General features: G+C 39.0%; 18 protein-coding genes. 10 read left to right on the forward strand and 8 right to left on the reverse strand.

Annotated elements, in window-relative coordinates:
• The first annotated feature begins 205 nt into the window (after positions 1 to 205).
• On the forward strand, positions 206 to 379 hold the full coding sequence (locus AC1RJ8_RS11235; protein ID WP_492953888.1) for a hypothetical protein: 174 nt from the start codon (positions 206 to 208) through the stop codon (positions 377 to 379).
• Positions 380 to 685: 306 nt separating this feature from the next.
• Here AC1RJ8_RS11235 and AC1RJ8_RS11240 read toward each other — a convergent pair whose 3' ends face one another.
• Both AC1RJ8_RS11240 and AC1RJ8_RS11245 read right to left on the reverse strand, forming a co-directional pair.
• The gene (locus tag AC1RJ8_RS11240; RefSeq protein ID WP_057931064.1) at positions 686 to 1,006 is read right to left on the reverse strand and encodes a DMT family transporter; all 321 of its coding nucleotides are present in this window, start codon (positions 1,004 to 1,006) and stop codon (positions 686 to 688) included.
• A 69-nt stretch (positions 1,007 to 1,075) separates the two neighbouring features.
• Positions 1,076 to 1,642: a Crp/Fnr family transcriptional regulator gene (locus AC1RJ8_RS11245; protein WP_492953889.1), complete on the reverse strand. Its 567-nt coding sequence runs from the start codon at positions 1,640 to 1,642 to the stop codon at positions 1,076 to 1,078.
• A 140-nt stretch (positions 1,643 to 1,782) separates the two neighbouring features.
• Here AC1RJ8_RS11245 and AC1RJ8_RS11250 point away from each other — a divergent pair, with 140 nt between their 5' ends.
• Positions 1,783 to 2,145, forward strand: coding sequence for a DUF6249 domain-containing protein (locus AC1RJ8_RS11250; protein WP_492953890.1), 363 nt, complete (start codon positions 1,783 to 1,785; stop codon positions 2,143 to 2,145).
• A 221-nt stretch (positions 2,146 to 2,366) separates the two neighbouring features.
• Here AC1RJ8_RS11250 and AC1RJ8_RS11255 read toward each other — a convergent pair whose 3' ends face one another.
• From AC1RJ8_RS11255 to AC1RJ8_RS11265, 3 genes are read right to left on the reverse strand one after another with little or no spacing between them, the layout of a single operon-like run.
• Positions 2,367 to 2,789 carry a hotdog fold thioesterase gene (locus AC1RJ8_RS11255; protein WP_086548540.1) on the reverse strand — a complete coding sequence of 141 codons (423 nt, stop codon included), beginning with the start codon at positions 2,787 to 2,789 and terminating at the stop codon, positions 2,367 to 2,369.
• Positions 2,779 to 3,288, reverse strand: coding sequence for a DinB family protein (locus AC1RJ8_RS11260; RefSeq protein ID WP_029274270.1), 510 nt, complete (start codon positions 3,286 to 3,288; stop codon positions 2,779 to 2,781). Before AC1RJ8_RS11260 ends, AC1RJ8_RS11255 begins: the two co-directional genes overlap by 11 nt.
• A complete protein-coding gene (locus tag AC1RJ8_RS11265) occupies positions 3,269 to 4,477 on the reverse strand; it encodes a sensor histidine kinase (protein ID WP_492953891.1) in 1,209 nt (402 codons plus the stop codon). The genes AC1RJ8_RS11260 and AC1RJ8_RS11265 overlap by 20 nt, the downstream gene beginning before the upstream one ends.
• Before the next feature lie 221 nt (positions 4,478 to 4,698).
• Here AC1RJ8_RS11265 and gltX point away from each other — a divergent pair, with 221 nt between their 5' ends.
• The 8 genes from gltX (at position 4,699) to AC1RJ8_RS11305 (ending at position 14,220) form a co-directional block, all read left to right on the forward strand.
• On the forward strand, positions 4,699 to 6,207 hold the full coding sequence (gene gltX / locus AC1RJ8_RS11270) for a glutamate--tRNA ligase (protein WP_492953892.1): 1,509 nt from the start codon (positions 4,699 to 4,701) through the stop codon (positions 6,205 to 6,207).
• Positions 6,208 to 6,371: 164 nt separating this feature from the next.
• Positions 6,372 to 7,214, forward strand: a complete 843-nt coding sequence (ypfJ, locus tag AC1RJ8_RS11275) for a KPN_02809 family neutral zinc metallopeptidase (protein ID WP_492953893.1) — start codon at positions 6,372 to 6,374, stop codon at positions 7,212 to 7,214.
• Between the two features lie 105 nt (positions 7,215 to 7,319).
• Entirely contained in the window at positions 7,320 to 8,453 is a 1,134-nt protein-coding gene (locus AC1RJ8_RS11280; protein WP_492953894.1) for a hybrid sensor histidine kinase/response regulator, read from the forward strand.
• 18 nt (positions 8,454 to 8,471) lie between these two features.
• Complete coding sequence (locus tag AC1RJ8_RS11285) at positions 8,472 to 12,056, forward strand: response regulator (RefSeq protein WP_492953895.1); 3,585 nt, start codon at positions 8,472 to 8,474, stop codon at positions 12,054 to 12,056.
• A 16-nt stretch (positions 12,057 to 12,072) separates the two neighbouring features.
• On the forward strand, positions 12,073 to 12,444 hold the full coding sequence (locus tag AC1RJ8_RS11290; RefSeq protein ID WP_057931074.1) for a response regulator: 372 nt from the start codon (positions 12,073 to 12,075) through the stop codon (positions 12,442 to 12,444).
• A 3-nt stretch (positions 12,445 to 12,447) separates the two neighbouring features.
• The gene (locus AC1RJ8_RS11295; protein ID WP_440827765.1) at positions 12,448 to 13,266 is read left to right on the forward strand and encodes a CheR family methyltransferase; all 819 of its coding nucleotides are present in this window, start codon (positions 12,448 to 12,450) and stop codon (positions 13,264 to 13,266) included.
• Positions 13,251 to 13,835: a chemotaxis protein CheB gene (locus AC1RJ8_RS11300; protein WP_492953896.1), complete on the forward strand. Its 585-nt coding sequence runs from the start codon at positions 13,251 to 13,253 to the stop codon at positions 13,833 to 13,835. Before AC1RJ8_RS11295 ends, AC1RJ8_RS11300 begins: the two co-directional genes overlap by 16 nt.
• Before the next feature lie 19 nt (positions 13,836 to 13,854).
• Positions 13,855 to 14,220, forward strand: coding sequence for a response regulator (locus tag AC1RJ8_RS11305; RefSeq protein ID WP_086549472.1), 366 nt, complete (start codon positions 13,855 to 13,857; stop codon positions 14,218 to 14,220).
• Between the two features lie 198 nt (positions 14,221 to 14,418).
• On the opposite strand, the gene AC1RJ8_RS11310 is transcribed toward AC1RJ8_RS11305, so the two are convergent.
• From AC1RJ8_RS11310 to AC1RJ8_RS11320, 3 genes are read right to left on the reverse strand one after another with little or no spacing between them, the layout of a single operon-like run.
• A complete protein-coding gene (locus AC1RJ8_RS11310; protein WP_492953897.1) occupies positions 14,419 to 15,375 on the reverse strand; it encodes a DUF3137 domain-containing protein in 957 nt (318 codons plus the stop codon).
• Positions 15,375 to 15,932, reverse strand: a complete 558-nt coding sequence (locus AC1RJ8_RS11315) for a LemA family protein (RefSeq protein ID WP_492953898.1) — start codon at positions 15,930 to 15,932, stop codon at positions 15,375 to 15,377. The genes AC1RJ8_RS11310 and AC1RJ8_RS11315 overlap by 1 nt, the downstream gene beginning before the upstream one ends.
• Before the next feature lie 50 nt (positions 15,933 to 15,982).
• Complete coding sequence (locus tag AC1RJ8_RS11320) at positions 15,983 to 17,797, reverse strand: hypothetical protein (RefSeq protein ID WP_492953899.1); 1,815 nt, start codon at positions 17,795 to 17,797, stop codon at positions 15,983 to 15,985.
• Between the last annotated feature and the right edge of the window lie 30 nt (positions 17,798 to 17,827).

The following is a 17,827-nucleotide window of genomic DNA, read 5'->3' on the forward strand; positions in this document are numbered from 1 at the left end:
TAAACAGGTTACACGTGAAACATAATTAAGGAGATTTATTATTTGTAAATAGCGAGATGAATCAGGTAAAATTGGTTATTGGAAACGAAAGGACAGTATTTCATGGCGGATTGTAGTCCTGCTGTTCGCTTTAGCCCTCATGCTTCGGGGCTGCGGCTGCCATCAGGTTTACGCACAAAGTTGTGGCGCCCTGAAAACCCTGAATATGAAATACGGTCTTGGCCATTTAGCCCTGGGTGAAGCGGTACCCTGCAGGCTGAGGAACAAAGCCAAAGCGTACAAGCGCAACACGGGAGCCAATTTGATTACCTGCACAGGCACTGCGCTCCGAAAAGGAAAAGATAAGCAGAAACATGCATTTTTTAGGTTTTGGAAATGAATGGGCAGTTTTCCATGGCGGCCTGTAGTCCTGCTGTTCGCTGTAGCCCTCATACTTCGGGGCTGCCGCTGCCATCAGGTTTAGGAACAACATGGGTGCACCCTGCAACCTTAAAAATGAAATGCTGTTTTGGCCATTTAGCCCCGGGTGAAGCGGTACCCTGCAGGCTGAGGAACGAAGCCGAAGCGTACAAGCGCAGCACGGGAGCCAATTTGATTACCTGTATAGACATTGCGCTCCAAAAAAGGAATCAACCATTTTTTTGCTCACCAGCTAATTAATATAATTAAACTTCGCAAGCGCTCGCTAATGTGAAGCAAAGAACTTCAATCCTGCAATTGATCCTATAAGCGTACAGATAAAAAATATCCGCCAAAAGGTTGCCGGTTCGTTGAAATAAAAAATTCCGATAATTACTGTTCCTACGGCACCAATACCCGTCCAAACTGCATAGGCAGTTCCCATGGGTAAAGTTTGGGTTGCTTTATTTAGTAATAAGAAACTTAAAATAATACAGACAAAAAAAGCTGTACTCCATTTTATATTCGAAAAATTGTTCGATAATTTAAGGCAGGTGGTAAAGCCAACTTCAAAAAGGCCGGCAATAATTAAGATAATCCAGTTCATGATAAATGTGTTTCTGCAAACTTAAGGCACATTTATTAGGCAACATTTTACAAATGTTAAAAAATGATTTTATTTATGAGCTGCTCTTATTCTGCTCAGGGTAACCTGGGTTACACCCAGGTATGAGGCAATATGTTTTAAGGCTACTCTTTTAATCAGCTGGGGAGATTGATCTACAAATTCATGATAACGTTCTGCCGCCCCTTTAAAAGCCCGGTCTATTAACCTTCTTTCAGTAGCAATTAACTCCTGTTCTGCAATTTTTCTGCCCCAATTGGCAATTTCTAAATGTTGACCGTATAGCGAAAAAAGATCGCTTAGCCTGATTTGAACTAAACTGCAGTTTTCCAATAGCTCAATATTTTCGTAACCGGGGCTATTATTAATATAGCTGTTAAAAGAAAAAAGAACGGCACCACTTTGTCCGAACCAAAAGGTTATCTGTTGGTTTTCTCCGTCAGAATAGGCTCTGGCGATACCACTTTCGAGGATATAGAAATAAGGCTCTGTTTTATCTGCATAGATTAAAACCGTTCCTTTTTGATGTTCTACCCGCTTAGAAACAGCAGCTAACTTTTCTAAAGCTTCATTGCTGAGTGGCTTAAAGATTTCTATATTTTTTAACTGACTGTACAAGAGAATTTTTAATGTTTGATAAAGCTATCGATTTTTTTTCACCAGGGGGTGTAACCTGATTAAAAAGTATGTAGTCATAATACACAGAACACGGTTCAATTTAAACAATAGAATATTTACAAATTAAAAAAATTATAATCATGGAAGGTATATTAGTCCCAATCTCACTTTTTTTAGGTGCATTCGCAATGGTATTCGGAATCCGCTATCTATCAAACAAAGAGAAAATGGCAATGATCGAAAGGGGAATCGATCCGGGTGTGCATAAGGCTACACCAAAACCGTTTTTAAGTTTAAAGTTCGGTTTGCTTTTGGTTGGTTTAGGAATTGGCTTACTGGTAGCGCTATTTACAGTTAGAGGAGTGTTCGGCAGCGACATGACCCACAGTGAGCAAGGACAATCGGTAGCCATTTACTTTGGTTTCGTTGGAATTTTCGGCGGACTTGGTTTAATTGTTTCCTACCTGGTAGAGAAGAAATGGCTGGATAATAATAAGTTTTAATTATTAAATAAGTCCTGCCGCCAGATGCTTTCTTCTGATGCGGATCGGAGAGGAGTCAGGTTTTAGAACAAGAGTTGTTCAAAACTTGATTTCTCTTATTTTTTTAGCGCTGTTGGATATTGTGTTGTCAGATAATTCTATCTGACAAAAAAGGCCAATCATTAATATAACTGTCAGATGGTAATATCTGACAGCACATGACTGCAATGAATGACTTCTCTTTATTGCGGTTTGTTAATAATTGCTACGGTTAAACGGCTAATGCAGTTCATCTTTCCACGTTCATCGTAAATTTTAATTTCCCAAACCTGGGTTTTGGCCCCAATATGTAAAGGTTTACAAATGCCTTTTACCAAACCACTTTTTACTGGCCGCAAATGGTTGGCGTTTACTTCTAAACCAACAGCAACATACTTCTCAGGATCTATACACATATACGATGCAATACTGCCCAAGGTTTCTGCCAAAACCACCGAGGCGCCGCCGTGCAAAATCCCTGCAGGTTGGTGCGTTCGTTCATCAACAGGCATGGTTCCAATAATAAAATCTTCGCCAATTTCGGTAAAGCGGATATCGAGCAGCGCACCTAAATGATTTTTAGGGCGGTTGTTCAGCTCATCAACCGTAAAGTTTTTAAACCACATGGTAACGTTCTTTTAAAATGTAAACATGATGGATAATATGGCCGCCCACAATAAATAAAATAGATTTTACATTAATTTCTCTGCCCGAAGCAATTCCTTTTCTGTTTAGTTCTTCTTCGTTTAAAGATTTAAAGAGGTATAAGTTGGCTTTACGAAGTGCAATAAATTCTTCGATCAGATCTTCCAGATCGCGCTCAGCAAAGCGGGCATTGGTTACATAGTCATCTTCCTCGAAACCTGGCAAAGGCTGTTGTTCTTTTCGGGCAAAACAGGTAATCCGAAAGGCAAAAACACGTTCAGCATCAATAATATGACCTAACATTTCTTTCAATGTCCATTTGCCTTCGGCATAGGCGTAATCAGCTTTATCGGCATTTGCCCTAAACAAGGCCGGCAGACTTAACATCTGATCGTTTAAAATTTCGAAAATATCTCGATCTACTTTACTGATATAGGTTTCGCCCCAAGTTGGATATTCGTTAGGCTGTGGTCGGTTCATATCTTAAACTGCTTTTTAATATTATTCTAAAAGTTGTGCCTTTACCCAGTTCAGAGTCTTTTACAAAAATTTCTCCACTGTGGTAATTTTCTACAATACGTTTGGTAAGCGATAAACCTAAACCCCAACCGCGCTTACGCGTAGTATAGCCAGGTTGAAAAACCGCATCGAACTTAGATCTTGGAATTCCCTTTCCCGTATCGCTCACATCAATAAATACCTGTTCTTTAGCTAAATTTTCTATAATGTTGATGGAGATCGACCCTTCGTTTTCGATGGCGTTTGCTGCATTTTTTAAAAGGTTTTCAATTACCCAATCAAATAATGGAACGTTTAACATCGCCCTTACCTGCTCATCGCCGGTAATGCTAAATTTAACCTTATCTGAGGTACGTACTTTAAAATAGCGGATAAAATCGCTGATTACAATGTAAACTGTATGGTCTTCTAGTATGGGTTTTGAACCGATTTTCGAGAAACGGTCGGTAATAATTTCCAGACGCTTAATATCGTTTTCCATTTCCGCAATCAGCGGATCATCTTCTGCATCAAATTTAGATTTCATCAACTCCGTCCAGGCCATGAGTGATGATATTGGCGTACCCAGCTGGTGGGCCGTTTCTTTGGCCAAACCTACCCAAACATGGTCTTGTTCATCTTTCCGCGCAGAACTAAATGCTGCATAAGCTGTTAAAAGGAAAAGGAAGATAACCCCCATTTGGATGTATGGGAAGTACCTCAGCTGTGTCAGAACGAAGGAGTCGCGATAGTAAGCCTTAAATTTTTTGCCCAAAAAATTCATTTCATCTGGTGGATGCTGTGCTTTCATCTGCCTTAACTGCCTTACAAAATATAAACTATCGTAAGTGAGTTTAGCATCTGCAACGGGATAATTGGTTTTAGTACTGTCTAAACCAAAAAAAGAAGTAATCGTTCCTGCAGAGTCGATCAAGATTACTGGTGTTTTGGTGTTTGCACGTACCGTTTCTACAATTACACGATAATCGTCATTATCGTAAAGAAACATGGCCCGTTCCTGAATTTTCACCCAAAGGTGAAACTGGTCGGCCTCTTCGCGTTCCATTTTTTTTACAAAAGAATCGGTGTAAAATACTGAAGCAATGCCAATTAATATGGCAAAAATGAGAAGGAAAAACTTCCAGCGGCGTTTCTTTTGATAAGGATTCATGCTTTAGCTAGCCAAATTACAATAACAAAACGGAAAAAACATAAAACCATTATGCTTTTTAAAAAACCTTGAGCAATCATTTCGAATACATCATAGCTTCATCATATATGAAACACTATAAAATGGATGAAAAACATATCTTTGCAACGTCTTGCGTTTTGCGCAGAGCGGCAAGCGCTAGAGCGCCCAACGCCTAACGCCAAGCGCTCAACAAACCAATTATGGATAAGAAAGTTAGAGTAAGATTTGCCCCAAGCCCAACCGGAGGTTTGCATTTAGGTGGTGTACGCACCGCTTTGTTCAATTATTTGTTCGCCAAAAAAAATAACGGAACTTTTGTACTTCGTGTAGAAGATACCGATCAAAACCGCTTTGTAGAAGGCGCTGAAGAATATATCGTTAACTGTTTAGATTGGTGCGGCATTACACCAGATGAAAGCCCCAACAAGCCAGGGGCTTATGGCCCGTACCGCCAAAGCGAACGCAAACCCAGCTACCGTAAATTTGCCGAACAGTTAATTAGCGATGGTTATGCTTATTACGCCTTTGATACACCGGAAGATTTAGATGCCAAACGTAAAGAAATTCCAAATTTCCAATACGGACAGGCCACGCGTATGCAAATGCGCAATTCTTTAACCCTTACCATTAGCGAGGTTGAAGAGTTACTGGCAGCCAAAACACCGCATGTTATCCGTATTAAAGTACCAACCGATGAAATTGTACATTTCAATGATTTAATCCGCGGTGATGTAAGCTTCGAAACCTCGCTGGTTGATGATAAAGTATTATTAAAAGCTGATGGAATGCCAACCTACCATTTAGCCGTTGTGGTTGATGACAAGGCAATGGAAATCAGTCATGCTTTTAGGGGTGAAGAATGGTTGCCTTCGGCACCGGTTCATATTTTACTTTGGAAATATTTAGGTTGGGAAGCGGAGATGCCTGCATGGGCACACCTGCCTTTAATCTTAAAGCCAGATGGACATGGAAAGTTAAGTAAACGCGATGGCGACCGATTAGGTTTCCCGGTTTACGCGATGAACTGGACCGACCCTAAAACTGGGGATGTAACCAAAGGATTTAAAGAAATGGGTTTTATGCCCGAAGCTTTTATCAATATGCTGGCACTTTTAGGCTGGAATGATGGTACCGACCAGGAGTTATTCTCGCTAAAAGAGCTGGAAGAAAAATTCTCGATAGAAAGAATCAGTAAGGCAGGGGCTAAATTCGATTTCGAAAAAGCTAAATGGTATAACCATGAGTGGATTAAACAATCTTCAGTTGGTAGTTTACATTTGGCAGTTAAAGCCGAGCTCGAAAAAGCAGGAATTGAAGTAAAAGACGGAGCTTATTTAAATACCGTTATTGATTTAATTAAAGATCGCTGTACATTATTGCCGGATTTTGTGGCACAAAGCAGTTACTTTTTTGTTTCACCCGCAGAATATGATGTAAACTCGGTAAAACCAAAATGGACAGCCGAAAAAGCTGATTTTTTTAATGCTTTTGCTGCTGGTTTAACATTAACCGATGCAGGTACTGCCGAAGTAGCTTTTAAAGCCTTGGCCGAAGAAAAAGGCTTTAAACCAGGCGAATTGATGTTGCCTTTCCGTATTATGCTGGTGGGCGGTAAATTTGGGCCTGGTGTTTTTGATATTGCTGTGCTGTTGGGCGCAACAGAAACTAAAACAAGAATAGCTAAAGCAATTGCTGTTTTTAATAATTAGCATTTATACTGTGATTGCAGGAAGATAATACGGAGAAGTCGGATTTTAAACCCGGCTTCTTTTTTTGCAATAATCCAAAAGAATAAATCAATAAAAATAATTTATACTTTAGTATAACAATTGTCCCATAATTAAGGTTATTCATTAAACTAAAGAAATAAATTATGCAATGGTTTGGTAAAGGCAGTAATAATGTAGAAGACGGAAGAAGCGGCGGCGGTGGGAAAACCATCCTCGGGGGCGGTGTAGGTATAATAATCGTGGTGCTCGGCCTAATTTTTGGAAAAGATTTAACTGGCTTAGTTAGTCAACTTCCGGCTACTACAGGTACGGAAGAAGTTAAGCAGGGCGTTCCGGCTAACGATCCACAGGCACAGTTTGTAGCGGGTGTATTAGAATCGACCGAGCAGGTATGGGATAAGGAATTTCAGGCAATGGGTAAACAATATGAGTATCCTAAGCTCAGACTATTTAGAGAAGCTGTGCAAACTGCCTGTGGCAATGCAGGAGCCAATGTAGGTCCTTTTTACTGCCCTGGCGACCATAAAGTTTATATCGATTTATCATTTTACGACGATTTAAAAGACCGTTTCGGTGCGTCCGGAGATTTTGCACAGGCTTATGTAATTGCACATGAGGTAGGCCATCATGTTCAAAATTTATTGGGAATTTCGGAAAAACTAGATCGGGCACGTGGGCAGGTGAGCGAAAAAGAATATAACCGCTTGTCGGTGAAATTAGAGCTACAAGCCGATTTTTTTGCCGGGCTTTGGGCGCACAATGCCCAAAACCTTAAGGATTTTAAATTAGATGAAGGAGATATTGAAGAAGCGTTAACTGCTGCCAATGCCATAGGCGATGATAAATTGCAGAAACAGGCTACAGGCGATGTTCAGCCAGATTCTTTTACCCATGGTACCTCTGCACAACGGATGTTCTGGTTTAAAAAAGGCTTCGAAACCGGAGATATTAGGCAGGGCGATACTTTTAATTCAAACAATTTATAAAAACTTAAAACTTTTTTTAAAGAGCATTGTTTGTTTACAGTTAATGAGTTTTTTATCTCAAAACCAAACATAATTATCCCGGCTTCTTATTTGTTTTAATAAAAGATGATCCTTATAGTTGATGACAGGCCCGAAAACCTGATCTCGTTACAGAAAGTACTACAGGCACACAGTTTTGAGGTTGATACCGCATCGTCTGGCGAAGAAGCGCTGAAAAAAGTTTTAAAAAACAACTATGTCCTGATTATTCTCGATGTACAAATGCCAGATATGGATGGCTTCGAGGTAGCCGAAACCATTTCTGGTTTTAGTAAGGCAAAAGATACCGCCATTATATTTCTTTCTGCTGTAAATACAGAGTTAAAATTTATCACCAAGGGATACTTGAGCGGTGGACTGGATTACATTACCAAACCGGTTGATATTAATGTGCTGCTCCTTAAAATAAAAACGTTTTATCGCATTTACGAGCAGAATAGAAAACTTAACGAGGTGCAGGAAAAATTGCTTGAAGAAATCGAGTTCCGGAAACAGGCCGAACATAAAAAAGACGAATTTATCAGCATTGCCAGTCATGAGCTAAAAACACCTTTAACCAGTGTAAAAGGATATATTCAGTTGCTGCAGCGCAGCCTTAACAGAGATGATAAAACCATGGCTCAGAACCATCTCGAAAAAGCGAGTACCCAGCTCGAAAAATTAAATGAATTAATTGTTGATCTGCTCGATATCTCGAAAATTGAAAGCGGAAAGATGAAGTTTAACATGAAAAGTTTTTATGCTGATAACATGGTAAACAATGCCATTGAGATGTTGCAACAATCTAATCCCGATTTTAAAATCAGCAAACTGGGCAAAACAGACGAAATGATATTTGGTGATGAAATGCGCTTGGAACAAGTAGTCATCAATTTTATTACAAATGCCATTAAATACGCTCCAGGTACCAATCAGGTTAATGTAACCACGAATATTAAAGATGAAAAACTTTATCTGGCGGTGAAAGATTTTGGTATAGGGATTTCAAAAGAGCAGCAGCACAAAATTTTTGATAAATTTTATCGGGTAGAAGATAATAGTAACCGCTTTAATGGCCTTGGAATAGGTTTGTATATCTGTTCTGAAATTATTAACCGCCATGGCGGCACAATTGGTGTAAACAGTGTGCCGGATGAAGGGTCTGAATTTTACTTTATCATCCCTACCACAGAAGAGGAAATCCTTAAAAATCAATTCTAACTATCCTTAATCCATATAATGAAAACAACGCTTAAAAATAATTTACGCTTAGGCCTTGGCTTATCGCTAATTATTCTATTTATCAGTTCGCTGGCTTCTTATGTAAGTATTAGCAACCTTATTAAAAGTACTGAACTTGTAAAACACAGTGATGAGGTTATCTTAACTACCGAAGGTGTAATTTCTACCTTAAAAGATGCCGAAACGGGACAACGCGGTTACCTTTTAACAGGAAACAAAATATTTCTGCAGCCTTACTACGGGTCTACTGATACAGCGATGGCTGCCTTAAACAGGATAGAAGTACAAACTAAAGATAATCTTGTACAACAAAAAAATGTTGCGGAGTTAAAAAACATCATGGCCCGCAGGCTCAATATCATTACCTCAACAATCGAAATTAAATCGTTGGGTGGGCAGATCGATCCAACGGTACTGTTAGAAGGCAAAACCTATATGGATCAGGCCCGTAATGTAGTTAACCGCATGGTAAAAGAAGAGCGCAGATTACTCGAAAGCCGTACTGTAGAACTGAACAAGCTCACCTCTTATACGCCAATCCTGATTTTAATTGCAGCTATTCTGGCTATACTCATCACGCTGTTTTTCTACAGAAAAGTATCAATCGATTTCGATGAACGTGTTAAACTTCAGCAAGAAATTGAAGATAAAAAATACGAGATGGAAAAACGTATTGTTGCCATTAAAGAAATTGCCTACCAAATTTCTAATGGTAATTATGGCATAAAACTCGATAGCCAAACGCAGGATGAGATTGGTGAGCTTTCCGAATCGCTAAATACAATGTCATCATCATTGAAAAAATCTTTCGATACTTTAGAAGAGAATGAGTGGTTGCAAACTGGTGTGGCTAACTTAAACGTAAAAATGGTTGGCGAAAAAGATGTTTTCCACTTAGCAGAAGACATTATAGAGTTTTTGGCCAATTATACCAAAAGCCAGATTGGTGCCATTTATTTATTTAAGGATGATGGATACCTGCATTTAAAAGGGCAATATGCTTTACAAGGACAAAATCTCACCCAAACCTTGGAACTTGGCCAGGGTTTAATTGGCCAGGCGGTTAAATCAGGTAAGCCAATATTGTTGGATGATGTTCCACAGGGCGAATTAACCATTACACATGCTACCGGGAATATCAAACCAGCACAGTTAATTGTACTTCCAATTATTAGAAATGAAATTTCAATAGGCGGTTTAGAATTAGGCAATATCGGTAAATACAGCGACCTGCAGTTACACTTTTTAAACTTGGTTTTATCTGATGTGGGTACCGCATTGTTGGGTGCACAGAACAGACAAAAGCTTCAGCAGTTATTAGAAGAGACGCAGGCACAATCAGAAGAATTGCAGGTTCAGCATAATGAGTTAGAAGGCTTAAATGCAGAGCTCGAAGCACAAGCACAGAAACTTCAGGCCAGTGAAGAAGAATTACGTGTACAGCAGGAAGAATTATTGCAAAGCAACCAGGAGCTCGAAGAAAGAAGCAGTTTACTGGAAGAAAAAAATGAACTGATTGAAGAACGCAATATAGAAATTCAGCAAAAGGCTGAAGCTTTAGAGCTGAGTACAAGGTACAAATCAGAATTTTTGGCCAATATGTCGCACGAGTTAAGAACACCACTTAATTCGATATTGTTATTATCGAGGTTAATGGCCGAAAATGAGGCTATGGATCGCGAGCATCAGGAATATGCAGAAGTTATCCAAAGTTCAGGTCAGGGTCTTTTAAGTTTAATCGATGAAATTTTAGATCTTTCTAAAATTGAAGCAGGCAAAATGGAACTCGATAGAGCAAATATAAAGGTTGATGAGATTATCCTTAACATGCGCTCGCTGTTTAATCCTTTGGCTAAAGATAAAAACCTAAACTTTGTTATCGAAAAATCGGCAGAAGTTCCTGAATTTTTTCATACTGATAAAATGCGCTTAGAGCAGATTATTAAAAACCTGCTATCGAATGCTATTAAATTTACTACCGTAGGTGCGGTAACCCTAAATATTACTAAAAATGAAAAGTTGGGCGCGCTGGTATTTAAAGTTACCGATACAGGGGTAGGTATTGCGCCCGAAAAGCAAGGCATGGTATTCGAAGCTTTTCAACAGGCCGACGGCTCTACACGGCGCAAATTTGGTGGTACAGGCCTTGGGCTTTCAATTAGTAGAGAGCTGGCTAAACTATTGGGCGGATATATTGATTTAAAAAGCACAGAAGGCGAAGGAAGTATTTTTACACTTACCTTACCCATTGATAGAAATAAAGGTTTTGATGGTGCTGTACCTCATGTGGAGAAGCCGGTAATCGCTTTAGAGGCTCCGGTAAAAAAAGTGAGCCACTTAACAGTCGAAAATATTCCGCAAGAGATTGAAGATGACCGAGATAATATTCAGCCTGATGATAAGGTAATTTTAATTGTTGAAGACGATACTCCTTTTGCCAAAACACTTTTAGATTTTACCCGAAAAAGAAATTATAAGGGTTTGGTTGCCGTTCGTGGCGATGTTGGTATTGAAATGGCGAAAACCTTTAAACCACTTGCCATTTTGCTCGATATCCAATTGCCGGTTAAAGATGGTTGGCAGGTAATGGAAGAGCTGAAATCGGATCCTTCAACACGTCCGATTCCAGTGCACATCATGTCTTCTTTACAGGTTAAGAAAGAAAGTTTGTTAAAAGGTGCAGTAGATTTTATAAATAAACCTTTTGCTTTTGAGCACATGCAAGAGATATTTTCAAAACTAGAGCATGCCTTAAGCCGTCATCCTAAAAAGGTACTTATAGTCGAAGAAAATGAACAGCATGCCAAGGCATTAAGTTATTTTTTAAGCAATTTTAATATCCAGACAGAAATTGTTAACCAGGTAAACGAAAGTGTTTCTGCCCTGCACAAGCCAGAGGTTAACTGCGTGATTTTGGATATGGGTATTCCTGATAAACATGCTTACGAAACCCTCGAAGTGGTAAAGAAAACACCTGGTTTAGAGAATTTACCGATTATCATTTTCACAGGTAAAAACCTTTCAAAAGGCGAAGAAAACCGCATCAAACAATATGCTGATTCTATCGTTGTAAAAACGGCACATTCTTATCAACGTATTTTGGATGAAGCGGGTTTGTTCCTTCATCTGGTAGAGGAAAAAAGCAAGGAGAAAAGCAAAACACCTAAAAAGTTTTCCGAATTGCAGGATGTATTGGTTGGTAAAACGGTTCTGGTAGCGGATGATGATGTGCGTAATATCTTCTCCTTAACCAAAATGTTAGAGCAGCACCAGATGAAAGTGGTAGCGGCTACCGATGGAAAGGAAGCCCTCAAGTTATTAAACGAAAACCCTCAAATTGATGTTGTTTTAATGGATATGATGATGCCGGAACTGGATGGCTACGAAACGACAACAGCCATCAGGCAGGATATCAAATACCGGAACCTGCCTATTTTGGCCGTTACGGCAAAAGCCATGATGGGCGATCGCGAAAAGTGTATTGCAGCAGGTGCATCCGATTATATCAGCAAACCGGTAGACATGGATCAGCTGATCTCGTTACTAAGGGTTTGGTTATACGAAAATCATCATAAATCATAAACCATTTTTTATTTTTATGCCTCAAAAATTAATTCTCATAATTGATGATGATAACCGAAACATTTTTGCTTTAAAAGCTGTTTTAAAGGCCAAAGGTTTCGATTGTTTATCTGCTATAAGTGCCCAGGAAGGTTTTTCTATTATGGAGAAACATGATAATGTTGCCATCGTTTTAATGGATATGATGATGCCGGATATGGACGGCTATCAGGCTATTGCAGCGATGAAAAAATCAGCTAAAATGCAGAATATACCCGTGTTAGCGGTAACTGCCCAGGCCATGGTTGGCGATAAGGAACGTTGCTTAAGTGCAGGCGCATCAGGTTATGTTTCAAAACCGATAAATGTTGACGAGTTATTAATGCAAATCGAAAATTTTACAAAATAACAGGTGATAAGTGATGCGATAGATAATGAACAGGTAGAAATCCTGTTGAATGATGTTTTGGAAAGCCATGGATATGATTTTCTGGAATATTCTCATGCATCGATAAAAAGGAGAATTATACGCCTTTACGGACTGGATAATTTTGTAAGTTTCGCCGAATTTCGTTACACGGTTAAAACAGATAAGCAATATTTTAAACGTTTTTTGGAGGAAATTACGGTTAATGTTACCGAAATGTTCCGCGATCCTTCTTTTTACAAATCTTTGCGGAACGATGTCCTCCCGGTATTGGGTACCTATCCGTTTATCCGCATTTGGGTGGCGGGTTGTTCTACCGGAGAAGAGGCTTATTCGCTTGCCATTGTTTTAAAAGAACTTAATTTGCTTAATAAATCGCTTATTTATGCCACCGACATTAATCCATCGGTTTTAGATAAAGCAAAAAAAGGGATGTTTCCCTTAAACTATTTAAAGCAGTATTCAGAAAATTACCTGCAATCGGGTGGCTTAAAAGATTTTTCTACTTATTATACGGCGAACTACTCTTTGGCAAAATTTGATGAAAGCTTAAATAGTAAGATGATCTTTTCGACGCATAATTTGGTTTCCGATCATTCTTTTAATGAATTTCAGCTAATTTTATGCAGAAACGTTTTAATTTATTTTGATAAAGACTTACAGCATAAAGTATTTAACCTTTTTGATAGTAGCATCGAGAAATTGGGGTACCTTGCTTTAGGAAGTAAAGAAAGTTTGGAGTTTTGGCCAAAAGCCAAAGAATACAAAAGGGTTAAAATGGAAAAAATATGGCGGAAACTGTAGATTCCAGGCCTTGTGCTGCATTAATTATTGGCGGCTCGGCCGGTAGTTTAGATGTAGTGCTCGAAATTTTTCCGGCCCTAAGGAAAGATATTGGTTTTCCAATTGTATTGGTGGTTCACCGTAAGGCAAGTAACGAATCTCTTTTAACTGATTTGTTAAAATCGCGCACTACACTAGTAGTTGGTGAAGCAGAAGAAAAGGAGTTTTTAAGCCCGGGCAAAGTTTTTATTGCACCTGCAGATTACCATATGCTGATAGAGGAAGACCGAAGTATATCTTTAGATTATTCGGAAAAAGTAAATTATTCCCGACCATCGATTGATGTTACCTTTCAATCAGCAGCCGAGGTTTTTAGAGAAAATCTAGTCTGTATTTTACTTTCAGGCTCTAATGCAGATGGAGTAGAAGGATTAAAAAGTGTAAACAATTTTGGCGGTAGAGTGGTTATACAGAATCCAAATACGGCCATAATGCCGTATATGCCGCAACAGGCGGTGCTGAATGTTGAGCCGCATGTGATATTGGATAGCCATGATATGGCTGATTATATAAATAAATTAAATGATTAATTGCTTTTCGGAGGTTAATATGATAGTTGCAAAAAAAGTATTTGTTTTTGATGATAATAGGGATATCCTTGATCTCTGTACATTTATTTTGGAAGATGCCGGGTATGAGATAAAAACATCTGAAAATGCCAATAACATAGAAGAACAGGTTGCAGCATATATGCCTGATTTAATTTTTATGGATAATTGGTTGCCCGATCTGGGCGGGATACAAGCTACTAAAGCATTAAAAAGCCACCCTGATTTAAAGCACATTCCGGTAATTTATTTTTCGGCCAATAATGATATATCTTCATTGGCCGATGAAGCAGGTGCCGATAGTTACCTATCGAAACCATTTGATATTGCTGCACTTGAAGAAATTGTGAAAAAACATTTGAGCTAGCCATAGACCTAGCTAAACTTTTGGTATAAAGCTCCGCTCGAATTGTCGTCATTTAGAGCGGAGCCGATGGCTATAGGGTGTAACGAAATCGAGAACCACGATTGCTCAGCGAAGCTAATCTATCGTAGCAGATCTCTCCATTCCACTGCGTTCAAGTCGAGATGACGAATTTTTTAATTCTTGTGAATAACCTATCTTTTATTCCTTGCCCCAAATCCTTGTATTCAGATCCAGCTCCTTAACAATATCATACATAAATTTTATGGTAGAGATATCTTCATTTACGGTTTCCGGACTGAGCAATGATTTAAAAACGGGGGCTTCGAAATAGTTCCGGTTCAGCGGGAAAGCGATATACATCCTCGACTCGATAAAGGATAAACTGATGTTGTATTTGGTTTGATGGTTGAGGTTTAGTATCCGTTCCATCATGGCAGGTGTAAGGATGTATCTTGATCCGACCTGATCGGAGCCATAAGTCACAAAAGTCTTATCAAAGTCTACATTTTCCAACTGAATAACATCGTTACTACCAAAAGAAAACAGGTTTTTTGAAAACCATGCGCCAAAAGCTGCTCCGAAATCTTTTGGCCTCACAATGGTTACGCCGTTAAATTTCTTGTTAAAATCGGCAGCAAAGATAATTCCTCTAAAAATGTCGTGCCACTCTGTTCGGGTTCCGTCTTTTGTTTGGGTTACTGTTTTATATTCGGCATGTACCTCAGCAAAGTAAAACCGGGTTTTATCGGCACATCCAGTTACCAGATCTTCCGTTTTATAACGATCGGGCTCATTGCTAAACAACTGTGTGTACATAAACTCTGATGCTTCAATTCCCTGGTAGGGATTAATTGATAAACTTTCGTCTAAAAATTTAAGGGCAGCACCAATTACATTAGTTTTGTAGGCATTTTGGTAAGCTGTTAAAGAATCGTTGATTTTAAATAACAAAACACCGCCGTAAATAAGAGGAATTAAGCCGCCAATTATACCTGGAACAGGGAAACCCAAGAAAAAGCCTAGAACACAGAGCAGAATGCCCGCGGCAATAAAAATATAACTTTTGGTTTGGGTGCCGGCAATTCTTTTTCGCTCTACCTCCATTGTAGCCAAAACTTGCTGTAAGGCTACATTATTTGCAATATCGAACGGCATTAATTATTGAAAAGCTCTTTTGCGCTAATATTTTTGCGCTCTTCAGCTGCGGTTTCTAAAACGGCGATTGGCTGAAAGTTTAACATTCCGGCAAATAAACTGCCGGGAAACATCATGATTGAATTATTGTAATCGGTTACCGAAGCATTATAAGTTCTTCTGGCTGCGGCAATCTGTTCTTCGCTTTCGGTCCAGGTGGTTTGCAGGTTAATAAAGTTGGTATTGGCTTTTAAATCAGGATAATTTTCTATGTTAACCATTAAACCTTTCACACTGCTGCTCAATTGGGCGTCTAAATCTACTTTTTCTGCATTGCTGATGTTTGGTGAGCCTGCTTTAGCTCTCAGTTCAACTATTTTGGTCAAGGTTCCCTGCTCGTAATTAGTGTACTGTTTTACCACTTCAACAAGATTTGGAATAAGGTCGAACCGTTTTTTAAGCATTACATCAATGGCCGAGAAAGCGTTGGTTACCTGGTTTTTCTTCCCGATAAGCGAGTTGTAAAAGAAAATCCCGATAAGGAATATAAATCCGATGATAATGAGGGCAATAATCATAATTTTAGTTTAAGGTTTAGAGAATAAAGATAAGAAAAGGTTACAAAATGTTATCGCTTTTCATTTTGTTCCCGTTCACGCTTTATCCGCCGCTCTAAGCGCTTCTGTTTTCTTTGGATATGATTGGCCCGCATGGCCTTAAACTTTGCAATATGCTCACGTACTTCATTTTGCTTTTCTTCTGTAATACCGATGCTATATTTTATGCCGGTAAAAAGGCTCTTCCAGATCATGTTGAAGAAGGAGGTATTTGCCGGCCTGCTGTAATTTACGGTTACGGGTACCAGCTTTCCATCCGCACCGGGGTTTTCTGATTTAATGATTAAAGCATTTGCTAAGAAAGAAAGGAAACCGCGGGTAACCAGGTGATCTTTTTCAGGATCGTTTTTCATCAGCGCTACAGAAAGATCGTAATAGGAGAACGCTAGCGTTCCTTTTGCACCTAAATCGTTCGCTTTAAAGTTGAACTTCAATTTATCTACACTCCCGCGGTTAATGCGGACCAAGCCTAAGGGTTTGGTAATCTGATTTAAAACCCGCGCATTAAAATTGTGTAACACCCCATTGTAAGAAAAGGAGCCGTCTTTAGCGGTAAGATCAAATATAAAGTTTACATCAAGCTTTCCCTGCCCAAATAGGTAAGTGTTTAGGTTAACCTCCATAATGGGGTTTATGGCTTTAATTTTTTCGAGATTGGTTGCGTTTTTTATAATGCCCGAGGTATGTTCAAAAGTAATCTGCCCCTTTTGGTTACTCTCATTGTTATAAACCGCGTAATTCACATTTATATCCTTTAGCTGGATTTTCTGGACCAGAATAGGCGCTTCAACAAGCTGCAAAAGCTGATGCGGAAACTTTCCGATTTTGCTTTCCTGTGGTTTTTTGGGGAGGCCATTATGGTTAAATACCGAAACGAAACCATTGGTAATGGCCATTTCCTTTGCCCAAAGTTCTTGTTTGCTAATGTATAAAGGCAAATCAATCCCATTAAGCATAATGTCGCTCATCTTGATGTTGAAACGCTCCTTCGCATATCCGGCAACTTTGCCAAAGTTCATTTCATCATGTAACGGCACTAAAGCAAAACTGTTGATCCTTAACTTACCCGTTGTTGCCCTGAAATCCAGTTTATCTAATTGGATATCGTACATCTTGTCTGGCGTATGGTATACATAGTTATTCAAGTTGATCACAATATCTTTAATCAGATAAAACCGTGTAGGATCTTCAGCAGAGGTAGAATCTACCAGCAGGTCGGTTAAGGTAATATTGAGGTCATCAATAGAGAAGGGTACTGAATTAGCTATGTTTTTATTGATGTATTTAAAACTTACATCCTTAAAGCTGATGCTTTTAATGCTAAATTCGTTCAGGTTTTTAGAAATGATATCGTAAGGCGATTTAATGGGCCTGGGTGCGCGGCCCTCATTAAAAGCAAATTGCTGGTTAACCATCGTTACCTCAGGTTTATCAAATATGATTTCTTCCAGCTGAAGTTTTTTTTCGCGGTACAAGGTTAATGGGTGAAAATGCTTCACCACGAGTTTTTTTAAAGACACCGTATATAAATTGTTTGGTGCTCTTTTTAAGGCAATGAGCTGCTTAAACCGATTGGTATCGGGTATTATTTTTACGTTCTGTAAGGTAGCATTGCCCGTAAAAACATTGGTAGAAACCTTGGTAAAACTAATGGTATATAAACTATCGGTTGATTTGTAGAGGAGTGTTTTGATCCTATCGGTTAAAATAGGGCGAGACTTAACATTTAACAGCCAGGCTATACCTGCGAGTACAATAAAAACACTGAGTAATGTACACGCAATCCATTTAAAAACTCTATAACGGTATTTTCTGGTATCAGGCATTAAAAAATGAGCGGCTGTAGTTTTATTAGC

It is taken from the genome of Pedobacter sp. GW822-FHT03F06 (assembly GCF_058801365.1).